Genomic DNA, 15,907 nt, shown 5'->3' with positions numbered 1-15,907 from the left:
TATACTATATACAATTGACTACTGTTTTGGTAATTTTCATAGAATAACGTTATTTTTACTTTAAAACCTATATTAAATGAAATATCTCTACAGTCTTTTTATTTTATTCTCTGTTTTGGGTAGTGCCCAAGAAGTTGAACTTGTAGAAAAAACATCTTTACCTAAAAAAATTAAAGAGACTTCTGGATTGTTATGGGATGGCAAAAATTTGATTACTCATAACGATTCTAACGGTAAGGCTAAACTCTATGTGGTTGACGAGAAAAAGGGGTCTATTAAACGAGTAGTGAAAGTGAAAGGAGTCAAGAATATTGATTGGGAAGATTTGGCTCAAGATGATACTCACATATACATAGCCGATACAGGAAACAATTCTGGATACAGAAGTAATTTAGTTATTCATAAAATATCAAAAAAAGACTTTTATAAAGGAGATGAAGTAGTTTCAGAAAAAATTTATTTTAACTATAAAAATCAACAAATCAATAACAAATCTAAAGGCAAAAACAATTTTGATTGTGAAGCAATTACTATTTGTGATAATAAGATTTTATTGATGAGTAAAAACTGGGAGAATTATAGAACGGACGTGTACACTTTACCAACCTTACCAGGTAATTATTCTATTGCACCAATATCTACATTAAAGGTAAATTGTTTAATAACCGGGATGGATTATCACAAGGAGTCCAAAAAGTTAGTCGCCATTGCCTACGATAAAAATCAGAAATCTTATTTAATTGAGTTCGATGACATCGCTTCGGGGTTTAACAGTTTTAGTAAAATAAATCTTACACCTCTGTTAAATGATGCCAACCAAATAGAGGGAGTTGCCTTTAAAGACAAAAACGAAGTTTATATTACAAGAGAGCGCAATTCAAAAAAAGTAAAAGGTCATAAGTATAAGCATAAGGAAAAGCTCTTTTTGTTTAAATTAAAGTCTAAGTAATTTGTTTTTCTATGTCTAAATTTTCAAAATTAGTTCAGAAGCAAAAAGATGCCAAACAAGCAAAAAAACAAAAATTTAATTTAGAAGCCATTACCAACGCTAATAGAAGAGTTGCTAAATGTTTTTGTGACTCAAAGCGTTTATATAGAGACTGTTGTGGGTTGATACATCAAGACATTTATCAGGCTAAAACCCCCATAGATTTAATGCGATCTAGATATAGTGCTTATGTATTGGCTGATCTGGTTTATTTGATGCAAAGCCATCACTCATCTACCAAACCCATCGATGAAAAGGAGGAAATTTCAATATGGACCAAATCTGTTTTATGGAAAGGCTTAGAAGTAATAAGTTCAAATATAATTAATGATGATTTAGGTTATGTTACTTTTAAAGCTCGTTTTATCGAGCAAGATAAGGAGTGTGTGATATATGAAAAATCTAGATTTGTCAAAGAAAATAATCACTGGACTTATATAGATGGAATACATTTATAAGTGGATGATTGTTAATTTTTGAGGATTACGGAGGCATAAAAACTATGATGCTAATTTTATATTTAGCATAAAAATAATAATTAAGCGTATAATTCTATTTAAAGATGGCAAAAACAGGAAGTGATAAGAATACAAAGAACAAGTCTAAGCATACAAAGTTAATGAATAGAAAAAAGAACAAGCTTAAAGAAAAGGAGCAGGCTCATAAAGACCGTTTGAAGCTTCTAAAAGAAAAGATAAAAAATAAAGAATAAAAAAACCAGAAATTGAGTTGCTAAAGCTCAGTCTCTGGTTCGTGTAAATTTTATTCAACCCAAATTTACTTAGTCAAATGTAGTGAAATATTAGAATTAAAACTGTTTTATGGTAGTTTTTTAATGTTAATTTGACACAAATCAATCATTTCACTTAATCAAAAGGTGTGCGATTTGTTTTTTTAAACCAATTACGTTAGGGTAGTTTGCGTATTTGGTAAAACGTTTAAGCCCCATTAATAACATTCTTTGTTCATCGTTCTCTGTAAAGGATATAACGGCCTCTTTACTCTTAGATATAATTTTTTCTACAGCGTTAAACAAATTCAATTTGCTCATGGCCATTTGTAACTCGGCTTTACCTATACTGGTTTTGCTAATCAGTTTCTCCGTTTTTAGTATAGCAGATTCCGCCATGTAAATCTCAATTAGAATATCGGAAGCACACAAAACAATTTCTTGTTGTTTTTCCAAATCTGTTCCAAACTTTTCAACCGCTTTACCTGCAATCATTAAAAACACTTTCTTTAGTTTGGTAAGCATTTCTTTTTCCTCAGATAAAGTTTCCGAATAGTCTGGAGTCTCAAAGGATGGAATAGCCATCAAATCGTTAGCAACAGCCATAGCGGGAGTCATCAAATCAATTTCACCTTTTAAAGCTTTTTTCATCAACATACCAATCGTTAGTAGTCTATTGATTTCGTTAGTTCCCTCATAAATTCTAGAAATACGAGCATCTCTCCATGCAGATTCCATAGGAGTATCTTCTGAAAACCCCATACCTCCATAAATTTGTATTCCTTCATCGGAAACAAATTGTCCAACCTCGGACCCGTATACTTTTAGTATAGCACATTCCATGGCAAAATCTTCTACACCTTTTAATTCTGCTTGCTGATGATTCATTCCGCCAGCCACTAAATCGTCAATTTTGTGCTGAATATCTCCAGCAGCTCTATAAACACCACTTTCTGTTACAAATGTTTTTGTAGCCATTAAAGCAATTTTTTCTTGAATGGCTCCAAAATTAGAAATAGCAATACCAAATTGCTTTCTTTCTTTTGCATAATCAATTGAGTTTTTAATGACACGTCTACAAACATCTAGACAAGCAGCAGCCAGTTTAATTCTACCAATATTTAAAATATTCAATGCAATCTTAAATCCATTTTGCCTATCCGAAAGCATATTTTCTACAGGCACGACCGTCTCATTAAAAAATACTTGTCGAGTGGAGGAGGCTCTAATACCCAATTTTTTTTCTTCCTCTCCCATTGTGATTCCGTTGGGGTTGTTTTTATCGTATTCAACAATAAAGGCCGTTAAGTTTTTATCTTCCTCAATTCTAGCAAATACAATCATTAGACTACAAAAGCCTGCGTTGGAAATCCACATTTTCTGTCCTGAGATTTTGTAAGTCTTCTCATCTTCAGATAATACTGCTTTCGTCTTACCTGAGTTAGCATCAGAACCTGCTCCAGGTTCCGTTAAACAATAAGCTCCAAACCATTCTCCAGAAGTTAATTTGGGCACGTATTTCTCTTTTTGGGAATCTGTTCCATAAAGTACAATGGGCATAGTTCCTATACCGGTGTGAGCCCCAAAAGCAGTAGCAAATGAGCCAGAAGCTCCAGAAATATAATCGCAAACCAAAATAGTAGACATAAAGGGCATTCCCATTCCGCCATGTGTTTCAGGCACAGCGATACTTAGAAAGCCCATTTCTCCTGCTTTTCGCATTAATTCTTCTGTAAAAGCATAATCCTTTTTCTCGAAACGTTCCTTGTGTGGCCAAACTTCTCTGTCTATAAATTCTATGACAGATTCTTGCATCATCCTTTGTTCTTCTGTAAAATCTTCTACTATAAATATGTCTTTACATTTTGCTTCGCTAACAATAAATTCTCCTCCTTTTATCTTGTTTTCCATTTTTTTTGCTTTTGTGGCTTTCAACTTTAAGTCTATAACTATCAGCATCAGCGTAATTAATACTAAATTGTTTTACAGGTAACCTTTGGTAGATAGGACGAATCTCTAAAAGTGAAAGGTTACTTTAAGAATTCATAGACTCCAGCAGCACCTTGTCCAGTACCTACACACATGGTTACAATACCATACTTGTTCTTCCGTCTTCGCATTTCGTTAATCAACTGAACAGATAATTTGGCTCCAGTGCAACCCAAAGGATGCCCTAATGAAATGGCTCCACCATTGACGTTTACAATTTTGGGATTGATATTTAATTCATTGATAACAGCTAAAGATTGAGAAGCAAAGGCTTCATTCAGTTCAATTAAATCAATATCGTCCAATTTTAGATTGGCTCTTTCTAGCGCTTTTGGAATCGCTTTGACAGGTCCAATTCCCATAATTCTAGGCTCTACACCCACAGCTGCGAATGAAACCATTCTTGCCACTGGTTGTAAATTGAGTTCTTTTACCATTTCTTCGCTCATCACTAAAACAAAAGCTGCACCATCGCTCATTTGGGAGGCATTTCCAGCAGTCACAGAACCGTTGTTTGCGAACACAGGTTTTAGTTTGGATAAAGCTTCTAATGAGGTGTCTTTTCTCGGACCTTCATCTTTAGAAACCGTGTATTTTTTTGTATTCTTTTTGCCTTTGTCATCCACAAAAATTTCTTCTATATGAATGGGTACAATTTCATCATCAAACAAATTTAATTCTTGGGCATTCAAGGCTTTTTGATGCGAGTTATAGGCAAATTCATCCTGTGCCTCCCTAGAGACTTTGAATTGATTTGCTACCGCTTCGGCAGTTAAGCCCATTCCCCAATAATATTCTTCATTACCTGCTTTAGTTTCTTTATAATTGGGAGAGGGTTTATAACCTCCCATGGGAATATAAGACATACTTTCTACACCACCTGCTATAATGCAATCGGCCATTCCAGATTGTATTTTGGCGGCTGCGATTGAAATGGTTTCTAACCCTGAGGCACAGTATCGATTTACCGTCATTCCCGGCACATCATTAATTTTTAATCCCATCAAAGAAATCAAACGTCCTATGTTTAAACCTTGCTCAGCTTCGGGCATAGCATTTCCAACAATTACGTCGTCAATTCTTGTTTTATCTAGTTCGGGTGTTTTTTCTAATAGATATTCTATAGTTTCCGCAGCCAACTCATCAGGTCTTTTAAATCGAAAAAGCCCTCTAGGAGCTTTTCCTACTGCGGTTCTGTATCCTTTTACTATATAGGCTGTTTTGGTCATTAGTGTTGCTTTTTAGGTTTGATTGTTTAGTTGTGCAATCGATTTAACAATTGAACGTTTCAACAAAAAACATTAATTACGTAGGGGTTTTCCTGTTTTTAACATATGCTGAATTCTTTCTAGAGTTTTTCGTTCTCCTAATAAAGACATAAAAGCATCCCGTTCCAAATTCAATAAATACTGCTCGGAGACTTCGGTAGGTTCAGATAAATCTCCACCAGCCATCACGTATCCAAGCTTATTGGCAATCAATCGGTCGTGTTCCGATGCGTAGTTACCTGCTACTAAACTGTCTGCACCTACTTGAAACATTCCCAAAACTTGTTGCCCTAGTACACGAACTTTATCGGACGTAGGCTTTAGGTAGCCATCTTCTAACATTTGTATAGCATGTCTTTTTGCAGTAGCTATTTGCTGATGTTCGTTTACCACCACCATATCTTTATGCGGAGTATAGTAGCCCAAATCAAAAGCTTCGTATGCTGATGTGGCTACTTTTGCCATGGCAATGTTGATGAAAGCTTCGCGCATACGGTTTAATTTTACATCATCTTTTAAAACAGCATCTGATACGCGCTTGGTCATTTCTTTAGTTCCACCACCGCCGGGAATTACGCCCACTCCAAATTCTACCAATCCTGTGTAAGTTTCAGCAGCAGCAATTACTTTATCAACATGCAAACTGAGTTCACACCCACCTCCAAGAGTTAATCCTCTTGGCGTAATTAGGGTAGGGCAGGAGGAGTAGCGCATTCTCATTACCGTGTTTTGAAAATACTGAATAGCATAATTCAATTCCTCGTATTCTTGCTCTACAGCCAACATAAACACCATAGCTAAATTAGCACCTACGGAAAAGTTGGTCGCTTGGTTTCCGAGAATTACAGCATCGTATTCATTTTCTGCCAAATCAATCCCTTTATTAATGGCTTGTAAAACACCTCCACCTAAGGTGTTCATTTTAGATTGAAATTCAACGTTTAGGACTCCGTCACCCAAATGCTGTATAGAAGCTTCTGAATTGGACCAAATAGTTTTACTTTCTCTAATATTTTCTAAGATGATAAAACTGTCTTGACCTGGAATTTTACGCTGTTCTTTTTTCTCTATATCATAATAATATTTTTTAGATTCTTTAATGGTGTAAAAAGAAGTAACCCCTTTTTTCTTGAGCTCATCAATCCAAGGAGCATGAGATAAATTCTCTGCTTTAATCAATTCAATACCCTTATCCATCCCAATAGCATCCCAAATTTCGAAAGGACCATGTTGCCAACCAAATCCAGCTTTCATAGCATCGTCAATTCGGAATAATTCATCAGAAATTTCAGGAATTCTATTACTTACATAAGCAAATAAGGCAGCAAAGGTTTTTCTGTAAAAACTTCCTGCTTTGTCTTTTCCTTTGATCAATATTTTAAATCTGTCCGCTACTTTATCAATCGTTTTAGTTGCATTCAAACTATTAAAACTAGCTTTTTCTAAAGGATGATACTCTAAGCTATTTAAATTTAAGGCTAGTATGGATTTTTTTCCTTTTTTATCGATGTGTTTTTTATAGAACCCTTGATTTGTTTTACTACCGAGCCATTTATTGTCGAGCATTTGTTGTATAAAACTTGGAAGTACAAATAGCTCCACAGCTTCGTCAGTCTTGCAATGATCATACAATCCGCGAGCAACATGAGCTAGCGTATCAAGCCCTACAACATCCACAGTTCTAAAAGTAGCAGATTTGGGTCTGCCAATAATAGGCCCTGTTAGTTTGTCCACTTCTTCAACGGTTAAATCCAAATCTTTAACAATATGAAGCATACTCATAATTCCAAAAATTCCAATTCTATTGGCTATAAAAGCTGGAGTATCTTTAGCTAACACGGCAGTTTTACCTAAATACTTAGCACCAAAATCCATCAAAAAATGGGTAACATCGGGTTTGCAGTCAGGGCCAGGGATTACTTCAAATAATTTTAAATATCTCGGCGGATTAAAAAAATGTGTAACCGCAAAGTGCTCTCTAAAATTTTGAGAACGTCCTTTGTTCATAAATCCAATAGGGATTCCAGATGTGTTACTAGTAATTAAACTATCGGTTTTTCTATTAGCCTCAATAAGTTCGAATACTTTTTGTTTTACATCTAATCGTTCTACCACCACCTCAATAATCCAGTCTATTTCTTTAAGTTTAGAGATATCATCTGTTAAATTTCCAGTAGAAATTCTTTTTATAAAAGACTTATTATATAGTGGAGCTGGGTTAGATTTTACAGCTTTTTGTAAGTTGGTGTTAACAATACTATTCTTTATTACTGAATCGGTTAAGTTGAATCCTTTCGCTTTTTGTTTATCGGTAAGTTCGTTTGGAGCAATGTCTAATAAAAGTACTTCTACACCAATATTAGCAAAATGGCAAGCAATACCAGATCCCATAATTCCGGAACCTATAACAGCTACTTTGTTTATTTTTCTTTTCATCTTAAAAAATGCTTTTATCTTCTATTAATTGATGTATGGTTTTGGTGACTTCTAAAAAAGTATCAATTTGCTTTTCTGACAGACGTTCTTTTACAGCGTGATTAAACTTTAAAACAATTTGTTTCGCAATTTCCCTTTCTTGTTTTCCTTTTTCTGTCAGTTTAATTAACACACTCCGACCGTCATCAGGATTTTTATCTCTGTAAATTAATCCTTCTTTTTCCATTTTTTTGAGTGTTCTAGACAGGCTAGTTGCTTCAATTCCCATCTTAGGTCCAAGTGTAGTAGAAGGAGTTCCATTATTGTAATGAATATTTACCAATACAAAACCAATATTCATTGGTCTACCATTTTGCAATGCCTCTTCGGTATACATCTTATTAATCATCTGCCAAGTTGAACGATAATAATAATCAAACGATATTTTTTTTGAACCACTCATCTCTTAAATATATGAAAAATAAACTATGCTTGCATAGTTTATTTTGTTTAATTTGCGTAATTATCACTTATACACATATCAAACTGATAATTTGAGAGTTTTTTAATTGATTAATTAGTAAAACAGTAGTAGGTTTTCTTATGAAAAAATGCTAGTGTGATGTGGTTTTCATACCACAAAATAATATATTGGGCACTCGGTAACATTAAAAAAATATATGGTAGCGTCTATTTTAAAAATTGAGAACCTTAATAAATCTTACGGAAATAAATCGGCTTTAAAAGATGTTAGTCTGAATATAAATCGTGGGAGTATTTATGGTTTAATAGGTCAGAATGGTGCAGGTAAAACGACTCTAATTCGTATTTTAAATAAAATCATTGATGCCGATGGGGGTTCTATTCATTTTAATGGAAATGAACTAAATACAGTTGATGTACAAAAAATAGGGTATTTGCCTGAAGAAAGAGGACTCTATAAAAACATGTCTATAGAAGAGCAGGCTTTGTATTTTGGTCAGCTTAAAGGAATGTCTAAAAAAAGTGCAGCTGATCAATTAAATTATTGGTTACAAAAGTTTGATATTTTAGATTGGAAAAAGAAAAAAATTGAAAGCCTCTCAAAAGGAATGGCACAAAAAGTTCAATTTATCATTACGGTATTGCATCAACCCAGCCTAATTATTCTTGACGAACCTTTTAGTGGTTTGGATCCTGTAAATGCAGAATTTATAGCTAAGGAAATAAAGTTTTTGGCTAGCGAAGGGAAGACCATCATTTTTTCATCTCACAGAATGGAATCTGTCACAGATATGTGTAACGAAATTAGTTTGATTCATAAAGGACGAATTTTGTTACAAGGTGGTATTAAAGAAATTCAAGAATTAAATGCAAATCAGGTTTATCACGTAGTTTTGGAGCTAGATAATGTAAATATGCTAGACAGTTTAAAAATTCCCTATCGAATAATTCAACAAGAAAATCAAGAGCTTACCTTAGAAGTTGTTTCCTTAAATATTGATAATAACACTTTAATAAAACAGTTTGCAGCCATAGGAAACATCAAATCTTACAAGCAACACGTACCCACTTTACAAGAAATTTTTATCAAAACAATAGCAAATGCATAAACTGTTATTAATTATTAAAAGAGAGTTTCTAACTAAGGTGAGGAGTAAAGCCTACTTGGTATTAATTTTTTTAAGTCCGATGTTGATGTTGGCAATGTTTGCTGCGATTTTTTATTTTGCTAGTAAAGATAAAGGCATAGAGAACAATAAAAAGGTATTGCTGATTTCTAATCATATTCACTACCAAGAAATCACCAGAGAATTTAAACATATCTCCTTTGAAGAAAATCACAGTCTATCTTTTGAAAAAGCAAAGTTATTGTTTACTGCTAATGTATATGATGGTTTTATTTATGCCGATACCCTTACAAATAATTATATAGTCTACGGAGATAAGTCTTTACCTCTAAAGGCTTTTAAAAATTCTTTAGAGAAATACGCTCAATTAAAAATTCTGAAAAAAAATAAGGTAGACCAAACTATTATAAAGAATTTAAACTCAAAGCATGTAACAATTACTCAAATAAGCAATAGTGCCAATGTGGCAAAGTGGGTACAAGGAACTGTGGCAGTAGGTTTGGGTTACTTAATTATGATGTTTGTTATTATTTACGGGAACTCAGTCATGCGTAGCATTATAGAAGAAAAGAATAGTAGAGTGATTGAAATTCTAATCTGTACGGTTAAACCTTTTCAGTTGATGCTCGGAAAAATTTTGGGTAATGCTTTGGCGGGTATATTACAGTTTTCAATATGGGGGTTTATATTGCTATCAGGGTTGTTTATTCTTCAGAACAATATACATGTAACAGGTGATGGTATGGAGATAATTCCTCAGGTTTTAAGTGCTACTAAAGAAATTAATTTTGTGGAAATATTTAGTTGTTTTGTGCTGTTTTTTTTAAGTGGTTATTTGCTATACAGTAGTTTTTATACCACAGTAGGAGCAGCCGTAAATAGTGAAACAGACACGCAACAATTTGTACATCCCATTTTGTTGCCTTTAATGTTTGCAGTATACATAGGTATTGTAACCGTTGTTAACGGAAATCCTCACGGAGAAACGGCTGTTTTATTCTCCATGATACCTTTTACTTCGCCTATTGTGATGCTTATGCGTATTCCATTCGGTGTTCCACTGTGGCAAGTTATGGTATCGTTGGCATTATTGTTGGTCAGTTTTGTTGTAACTGTGTATATTGCCAGTAAAATATACAGAATAGGAATATTAACTTATGGAAACAAACCGACTATAAAGCAATTATTGAAATGGATGTTTTCTAAACATTAAGTAAATGAGTAAAATATTAATTATAGAAGACGAATCTGCCATTAGAAGAGTTTTAAAGAGAATCATCAGTGATGAGAATAAAGCTTATGACGTATCAGAGGCAGAAGATGGTTTGCAAGGATTGGAGCTAGTTACAAACAGTGACTTTGATTTGATATTGTGCGATATTAAAATGCCCAAAATGGATGGAGTTGAAGTTTTAGAGAAATTAAAAGCTTTAAAACCTGAAATTCCTGTAGTAATGATTTCTGGTCACGGGGATTTGGATACAGCTGTACAGACGATGCGTTTAGGTGCATACGATTATATTTCAAAACCACCTGACTTAAATAGACTTCTTAATACAGTTCGTAACGCTTTAGACCAAAAGCAATTGATTGTAGAAAATAAAATATTAAAAAAGAAAGTAAGTAAAAAGTATCAAATGGTTGGGGAGAGCGAACCCATCAATCACATAAAAGAGATGATTGATAAAGTTGCTCCTACTGATGCGAGAGTCCTAATTACTGGGCCTAACGGAACAGGTAAGGAGTTGGTAGCGCACAGGGTTCACGAACTAAGTAATCGTTCTAAAGCCCCGTTAGTAGAAGTGAACTGTGCAGCCATTCCATCAGAATTAATAGAAAGTGAGCTTTTTGGACACGTTAAAGGATCCTTTACTGGAGCTAACAAAGATAGAGCTGGTAAATTTGAGGCTGCAAATGGAGGTACTATTTTTTTAGATGAAATAGGAGATATGAGTTTATCTGCTCAAGCTAAAGTATTAAGAGCATTGCAAGAAAGTAAAGTTTCTAGAGTAGGTTCTGATAAAGATATAAAGGTAGATGTTAGAGTATTGGCAGCTACTAATAAAGACTTAAGAAAAGAAATAGAGGAGGGACGATTTAGAGAAGATTTGTATCATCGTTTGGCAGTAATTTTAATAAAAGTTCCTTCTTTAAACAGTCGTAGAGACGATATCCCTTTATTGATTGAGCGTTTTACGGAACAAATAGCTAAAGAACAAGGGATGGTTACCAAACAGTTTTCTAAAGAAGCTATAGAAAAGCTACAAGAATATAATTGGACAGGGAATATTAGAGAACTGAGAAACGTGGTAGAACGTCTTTTGATTTTGGGAGAAAATACAATTAGTGCCCAAGATGTTCAATTATTTGCTAGCAAGTAATTTGTAGTTTTAATAAGAAAAGTCTTATATTGATAATAAAATTGTAAAATGTGGTCTTAGAAAATAGTAATATAGAAATAGGAGTTGGAGTAGGGGCAGTTAAATTTGGAATGTTAAAAGAAGATATCTTGTCTATTTTAGGAATGCCCACAGATAAAGAAATTGAAAAAGATTTTGAGACAGGTGATGCTGTAGAGACTTGGGACTATGAAAATTTTGGCCTTGCTTTTTCCTTTGATGAAGAAGAAGATTGGAAATTGGAAACAATAACCATTAATTCTAGTAATTTTTTACTAAATGGGGTTGGACTTATAGGTAAAGATATTAAAGAAGTTCAAGATTTCGTAGAAAAAGAACAGATAGGAGAAATGGAGTTTGAGGATTATTCAACTCCAGAAGTCCCCAATCATGAATTAATAGATATAGATTCGGCAAATATGTTTCTATGGTTTACTAATGATGTACTGACGGAAATTCAGTTGGGTGTGAAATGGGATGAAAATGATGAAGCTAGGTGGCCAGAGTTATAGTATCACTAAAAAAATATTGAAAAATTTAGCTAAAAACATCAAAATATTAATAAATTTAACATTTATACTAAACGAAAAATTCACATATATGAAAATATTTAATATAACCTTCTTACTTTCAATGTTGTTTGTATTTGCTGGTGCTAATGCACAAGATAAAAGTGAAGCAGCTAAAAAATTATCCTTTCTAGACAAGAACGGTGACGGAGAAGTTTCTTTTGAAGAAATAAAAATTGGTTACCAAGGTAAAACAACCAAGCAAGGAAAGCCACTAGATCCTAATTTGGTATTTTTAGCATTTGATTTAAATGGTGATAAAAAAGTAGTTTTGTCTGAAATAGAACAAGGACCCAATTGGAGACAAGGGAAAGATAGACTTAAAGAGAGATTTGGTGAGGATTATGTTTCTCCAGATTCCTCTAATATTACTGCAGAAATAGTTCCTCCTTCTAAAAGTATAGAAGAAATGTCTTTAGAAGAATTTAAAGCGAACTTTAAGAAAAATAAGCTTAAAGTAAGTGAAGCAAAGAACTCTAAATTTGAGTCAATGTTCAGAAACATGGACAAGGATAAGAACAATTTTGTTGATATGGAGGAACTAAAGGTATATTACAAAGGTAAGAAAGATAGACAGGGAGATTTAATACCAATTGCCAAATATATGTATGGTTATGATAGAAATAACGACAATAAAGTAACACTTGATGAAGTTACCGAAGGAGTAGATTGGAGAGTTGCTAACGAGAAATATAAAAAACCAAAAGAATAATCTTTGGTGCAACAAAAAGAATAAACAAAAAAACAGGCTTGAACTTAAATTCAAGCCTGTTTTTTTTTGATAGGTTAAATTATGTATGCATTTCTTCTTAGATATGAAATAGAAATCTCTTCGGATTGGTTGAATTTCTTCAAAGTCTCGACTAATTACCTTAAAACACGATAGATATTTAAACTTACTCATCTATCTATATTTAAGGTTTCCCAATTTTTGTACATTTTCGGATAAAAAAATGAAGTTTTTTATTAATATTGAACCTTTTGTTCTTGCAGACATTTTTTTGATAATTCATAATCCACATTTGATACATCAATATTAATGTCTGTGAAAAGAACACCACCAACAGAAGGTCTTTGATAGTCTTTTCCATCAGGAAGTTTAGGAAAAATTCTTTGTAGTATACATGGAAGTCGCTTAATTTTTTTTGATTTGAGAACTGTATCCATTCCGAAAATAGCCGTTACATTAGCAATAGTTGATCTTGGATTAAAATGTCCAGAAGCGTCCCCGTTATTGTTTGAGTATCCAATACCGGCTGAGCCTGTAAACTCACAGCTTACGGTTTTTACTCCATCAATACTTACCAAGCCATTATGGCGTGAATGTGGTCCTATAATAAATGCAGATCTCGCATTTCGTGCTCTAATGTTACGGGCATGTGCTTGGTCAAAATTAATATTGGCAGAACCGTGAGTTTCCCGTCTCAAGGTTACGCCTCCTTGTCCGCTGAAATTTTTGAATAGCAGATTATAACCTGAATTTGCTTGTAACAACCTATAGCAGCATGCGATTGAATAATATCGGCATTTTTAAGAATGCCGTTTTTACTTCGAAAGAATTCTTCTTTAACTCACCCAAGTGGTAAGTAAATGCTGAAATTTTTGAGTAGTTGTCTTTAATATTAACATTGCTCACCATAAAATTGTTGACGTTCCAGAAGCTTACAAAGGTCAACTTATCGGGTGGATTTGCAATTTTAGACAGGTCTACTAAAATCATCCATTGATTCCACGAATGCTTACATTTTTAACTTCATTGATAACCTCTCGTCCTTTTTTTGCTCCAAAGGCAAACATTACACCTTGCGCGTTCGCTTGAAGAGTTGTAGAATTATCCAAAGTAATGTGCACATTCGATTTCATATCCAAATTTGAAAGCAAAAACCTCCCTTTTGAGAAATAGATAATCCCACCTGTTTTGTTACCTTCAGTTAAAATACTAATATCATTTATAGCATTTTGTATGGCTTGTATATCATCTTTGTCGTCATCAGCGATTGCGTAGTAAGGGCTTGCTGTAATATCAATAGTCTTTACAGTTTGGTCTATCATATCCATATAAAAGTCTGATTCCTTAATTTGATATTTTGTTAAACCAGGGCCATTGTCAAACGAGTGGAATGCCGGTGAAATTAATAAACGACATACTAAATACTGAAAATATGACAAAAGCTAATATTTTTTGCATGTTGATTTACGTTGATTTAAGTAGGATATGAAAAACCTAGGAGAATTTTTCACTACTGCAATGTTATCTTTCTCACGGTACATCTTGACTTGTCCTACGATAAGTTCTGTTTTAAGCGTTAATAAACTCTACGATATAATCTAGCATAATAAACACTTGCTCAAGTATAGAGTGATTATTACACAAAAGGTTTAATTTAAAATTGATTACATAGAAACTGTAGTCGGGAGCAGTAGGAGATTATATCAGAGAGTAGACGTTATACAATTTTTTTGGGATAACTGTTTAATAATTATTAACAGTCTTTGAGAGTTTTATATTGTCAATAAACGTTGTTTTGGGAAACGAGATAAAAAACATTTTAAGACTATGCACGTTGATATAATACGGATTTTGCTATCCTCTGTACATATTATACATCAATCAGCAATCGCAATTTTTAGCTACTGAATTACCTTACTAGTAAAAAGATAGACCCAATAAAACACAAATAGATAATTGTCCAGAGTTTATTGCTTATTGAATCAATGATTGTAGTCATATCCACAGTGTCGAACTCAAATATGTACAACTTAAAAAAACACACTACATATTTTATAGAACGGTTCAATTGCCGCTTTAGAAGAGGGATGGGTGATAAGTATAATATATGGCTTCAAATTAAATAAGAGTGTAAACACTAATAGTGCTTCAAAGACTGTATTAAGCGGAAACTCACGATGGTTTAGATTAATTATTACCAATAAATAAGCAGAAAAATAACTTTATTAAAATTAGTTCTGATTATGAGACGTGCGTGAGTAATGTTATCAAATGTAGACCAATAATCAAAATAACATTTCAAGTGTTAATAAACCAATTTTGTTTTTATATTTTAGTACAACTAATTATAGCTAAAAATTATGAATCGAGATGTTGTAATCAATTTTTGTCCGACAGGTATGGTGCCAACAACCAAAATGACTCCACATGTACCAGTTTCAGCATCTAAAATTATAGAAGAGGTTCATCAGGCAAATGAACTAGGAATTACAGTGGTGCATTTACACGTAAGAGATAAAGATGAAATACCTTGTTATAAAAAAAATGCTTACAGAGAAGTTTTCGAGGGTATTAGAAAGCATTGTTCAGATTTGGTTATCTGTGGTAGTTCTTCAGGAAGGAATTTTCCTGAGTTTGAAAAAAGATCTGAAGTGTTGGAATTAAAGCCAGATATGTGTTCCCTTACATTGAGTAGTTTAAATTTTTTAAAACAAGCTTCCTTGAATAGTCCAGACATAATTATTGCTTTGGCAGAAAAAATGAACGATTATGGGGTAGTACCTGAATTAGAATGTTTTGATTTAGGAATGATAAATTACGGGAAGTATTTAATTAAGAAAGGTATACTAAAAGGTCCTTTCTATTGGAATTTAATTTTTGGAAACATAGCAGGGTTTCAACCAACTCTAAGACAAATAGGAACTGTCGTTTCGGAAATACCAGATGATCATTATTTAGGTTTGGGAGGTTTGGCTGATTGTCAATTGACAATTAATGCGACTGCTGTAGCTTATGGTTATGGTGTAAGAGTTGGTGTTGAGGATAATATTTGGTGGGATATGAATAGAACAAAAAAATGTACTAATCTAGAACTAATAAAACGAATACACCTACTAATGAAAATTCATCAAAAAAAACTATTGACTTCTAAAAAATTTGGAGAATTGGGTTTCTACAACAAAAATAATTTTTAACTCGTAGCTAAAAAT

Annotated in this window: 15 protein-coding genes; 9 read left to right on the top strand and 6 right to left on the bottom strand. The window is 33.3% G+C overall.

Annotated elements, in window-relative coordinates:
• Nucleotides 1-76: 76 nt before the first annotated feature.
• The 3 genes from ACXGQW_RS02160 to ACXGQW_RS02150 all read left to right on the top strand — a co-directional run bounded on the left by ACXGQW_RS02160 (nt 77) and on the right by ACXGQW_RS02150 (nt 1,700).
• On the top strand, nt 77-949 hold the full coding sequence (locus tag ACXGQW_RS02160) for a hypothetical protein (RefSeq protein WP_457823472.1): 873 nt from the start codon (nt 77-79) through the stop codon (nt 947-949).
• A gap of 11 nt (nt 950-960) precedes the next feature.
• Nucleotides 961-1,446 (top strand): YchJ family protein, encoded by a 486-nt coding sequence (locus tag ACXGQW_RS02155; protein WP_457823471.1) that lies wholly within the window; start codon nt 961-963, stop codon nt 1,444-1,446.
• 104 nt (nt 1,447-1,550) lie between these two features.
• Nucleotides 1,551-1,700 carry a hypothetical protein gene (locus ACXGQW_RS02150; RefSeq protein ID WP_457823470.1) on the top strand — a complete coding sequence of 50 codons (150 nt, stop codon included), beginning with the start codon at nt 1,551-1,553 and terminating at the stop codon, nt 1,698-1,700.
• Between the two features lie 150 nt (nt 1,701-1,850).
• On the opposite strand, the gene ACXGQW_RS02145 is transcribed toward ACXGQW_RS02150, so the two are convergent.
• The 4 genes from ACXGQW_RS02145 to ACXGQW_RS02130 form a co-directional block, all read right to left on the bottom strand.
• Nucleotides 1,851-3,629, bottom strand: coding sequence for an acyl-CoA dehydrogenase family protein (locus tag ACXGQW_RS02145; RefSeq protein ID WP_457823469.1), 1,779 nt, complete (start codon nt 3,627-3,629; stop codon nt 1,851-1,853).
• Between the two features lie 119 nt (nt 3,630-3,748).
• Nucleotides 3,749-4,936: an acetyl-CoA C-acyltransferase gene (locus ACXGQW_RS02140; RefSeq protein WP_457823468.1), complete on the bottom strand. Its 1,188-nt coding sequence runs from the start codon at nt 4,934-4,936 to the stop codon at nt 3,749-3,751.
• 72 nt (nt 4,937-5,008) lie between these two features.
• Nucleotides 5,009-7,411: a 3-hydroxyacyl-CoA dehydrogenase/enoyl-CoA hydratase family protein gene (locus tag ACXGQW_RS02135; protein WP_457823467.1), complete on the bottom strand. Its 2,403-nt coding sequence runs from the start codon at nt 7,409-7,411 to the stop codon at nt 5,009-5,011.
• Between the two features lies 1 nt (nt 7,412).
• A complete protein-coding gene (locus tag ACXGQW_RS02130; protein WP_457823466.1) occupies nt 7,413-7,799 on the bottom strand; it encodes a MarR family winged helix-turn-helix transcriptional regulator in 387 nt (128 codons plus the stop codon).
• Nucleotides 7,800-8,070: 271 nt separating this feature from the next.
• Between ACXGQW_RS02130 and ACXGQW_RS02125 the strand changes: the two genes are divergently transcribed.
• The 5 genes from ACXGQW_RS02125 to ACXGQW_RS02105 all read left to right on the top strand — a co-directional run bounded on the left by ACXGQW_RS02125 (nt 8,071) and on the right by ACXGQW_RS02105 (nt 12,680).
• Nucleotides 8,071-8,982: an ABC transporter ATP-binding protein gene (locus ACXGQW_RS02125; protein WP_457823465.1), complete on the top strand. Its 912-nt coding sequence runs from the start codon at nt 8,071-8,073 to the stop codon at nt 8,980-8,982.
• On the top strand, nt 8,975-10,213 hold the full coding sequence (locus ACXGQW_RS02120) for an ABC transporter permease (RefSeq protein WP_457823464.1): 1,239 nt from the start codon (nt 8,975-8,977) through the stop codon (nt 10,211-10,213). Before ACXGQW_RS02125 ends, ACXGQW_RS02120 begins: the two co-directional genes overlap by 8 nt.
• Nucleotides 10,214-10,217: 4 nt before the next feature.
• Nucleotides 10,218-11,381: a sigma-54-dependent transcriptional regulator gene (locus ACXGQW_RS02115; RefSeq protein ID WP_457823463.1), complete on the top strand. Its 1,164-nt coding sequence runs from the start codon at nt 10,218-10,220 to the stop codon at nt 11,379-11,381.
• Between the two features lie 50 nt (nt 11,382-11,431).
• Nucleotides 11,432-11,911, top strand: coding sequence for a hypothetical protein (locus ACXGQW_RS02110; protein WP_457823462.1), 480 nt, complete (start codon nt 11,432-11,434; stop codon nt 11,909-11,911).
• An 88-nt stretch (nt 11,912-11,999) separates the two neighbouring features.
• Nucleotides 12,000-12,680 (top strand): hypothetical protein, encoded by a 681-nt coding sequence (locus tag ACXGQW_RS02105; RefSeq protein ID WP_457823461.1) that lies wholly within the window; start codon nt 12,000-12,002, stop codon nt 12,678-12,680.
• Between the two features lie 254 nt (nt 12,681-12,934).
• Here ACXGQW_RS02105 and ACXGQW_RS02100 read toward each other — a convergent pair whose 3' ends face one another.
• Together ACXGQW_RS02100 and ACXGQW_RS02095 are read right to left on the bottom strand one after the other, a co-directional pair.
• Complete coding sequence (locus ACXGQW_RS02100) at nt 12,935-13,396, bottom strand: hypothetical protein (RefSeq protein WP_457823460.1); 462 nt, start codon at nt 13,394-13,396, stop codon at nt 12,935-12,937.
• A 288-nt stretch (nt 13,397-13,684) separates the two neighbouring features.
• On the bottom strand, nt 13,685-14,026 hold the full coding sequence (locus tag ACXGQW_RS02095) for a glycosyl hydrolase family 28-related protein (protein ID WP_457823459.1): 342 nt from the start codon (nt 14,024-14,026) through the stop codon (nt 13,685-13,687).
• Nucleotides 14,027-15,058: 1,032 nt separating this feature from the next.
• On the opposite strand from ACXGQW_RS02095, the gene ACXGQW_RS02090 reads away from it, so the two are divergent.
• Nucleotides 15,059-15,892, top strand: a complete 834-nt coding sequence (locus ACXGQW_RS02090) for a 3-keto-5-aminohexanoate cleavage protein (RefSeq protein WP_457823458.1) — start codon at nt 15,059-15,061, stop codon at nt 15,890-15,892.
• Nucleotides 15,893-15,907: the final 15 nt, after the last annotated feature.

The sequence above is a fragment of the Wenyingzhuangia sp. IMCC45533 genome (genome assembly GCF_054111225.1).
The sequence above is the reverse complement of the archived record's forward strand: the minus strand, read 5'-3'. Positions and strand labels throughout refer to the sequence as shown.

Bases quoted from the DNA above. Each gene is read 5' to 3' on its own strand.
- ACXGQW_RS02160 (WP_457823472.1), top strand. From the start codon at position 77: ATGAAATATCTCTACAGTCTTTTTATTTTATTCTCTGTTTTGGGTAGT.
- ACXGQW_RS02155 (WP_457823471.1), top strand. From the start codon at position 961: ATGTCTAAATTTTCAAAATTAGTTCAGAAGCAAAAAGATGCCAAACAA.
- ACXGQW_RS02150 (WP_457823470.1), top strand. From the start codon at position 1,551: ATGGCAAAAACAGGAAGTGATAAGAATACAAAGAACAAGTCTAAGCAT.
- ACXGQW_RS02145 (WP_457823469.1), bottom strand. From the start codon at position 3,629: ATGGAAAACAAGATAAAAGGAGGAGAATTTATTGTTAGCGAAGCAAAA.
- ACXGQW_RS02140 (WP_457823468.1), bottom strand. From the start codon at position 4,936: ATGACCAAAACAGCCTATATAGTAAAAGGATACAGAACCGCAGTAGGA.
- ACXGQW_RS02135 (WP_457823467.1), bottom strand. From the start codon at position 7,411: ATGAAAAGAAAAATAAACAAAGTAGCTGTTATAGGTTCCGGAATTATG.
- ACXGQW_RS02130 (WP_457823466.1), bottom strand. From the start codon at position 7,799: ATGATTAATAAGATGTATACCGAAGAGGCATTGCAAAATGGTAGACCA.
- ACXGQW_RS02125 (WP_457823465.1), top strand. From the start codon at position 8,071: ATGGTAGCGTCTATTTTAAAAATTGAGAACCTTAATAAATCTTACGGA.
- ACXGQW_RS02120 (WP_457823464.1), top strand. From the start codon at position 8,975: ATGCATAAACTGTTATTAATTATTAAAAGAGAGTTTCTAACTAAGGTG.
- ACXGQW_RS02115 (WP_457823463.1), top strand. From the start codon at position 10,218: ATGAGTAAAATATTAATTATAGAAGACGAATCTGCCATTAGAAGAGTT.
- ACXGQW_RS02105 (WP_457823461.1), top strand. From the start codon at position 12,000: ATGAAAATATTTAATATAACCTTCTTACTTTCAATGTTGTTTGTATTT.
- ACXGQW_RS02095 (WP_457823459.1), bottom strand. From the start codon at position 14,026: ATGGATATGATAGACCAAACTGTAAAGACTATTGATATTACAGCAAGC.
- ACXGQW_RS02090 (WP_457823458.1), top strand. From the start codon at position 15,059: ATGAATCGAGATGTTGTAATCAATTTTTGTCCGACAGGTATGGTGCCA.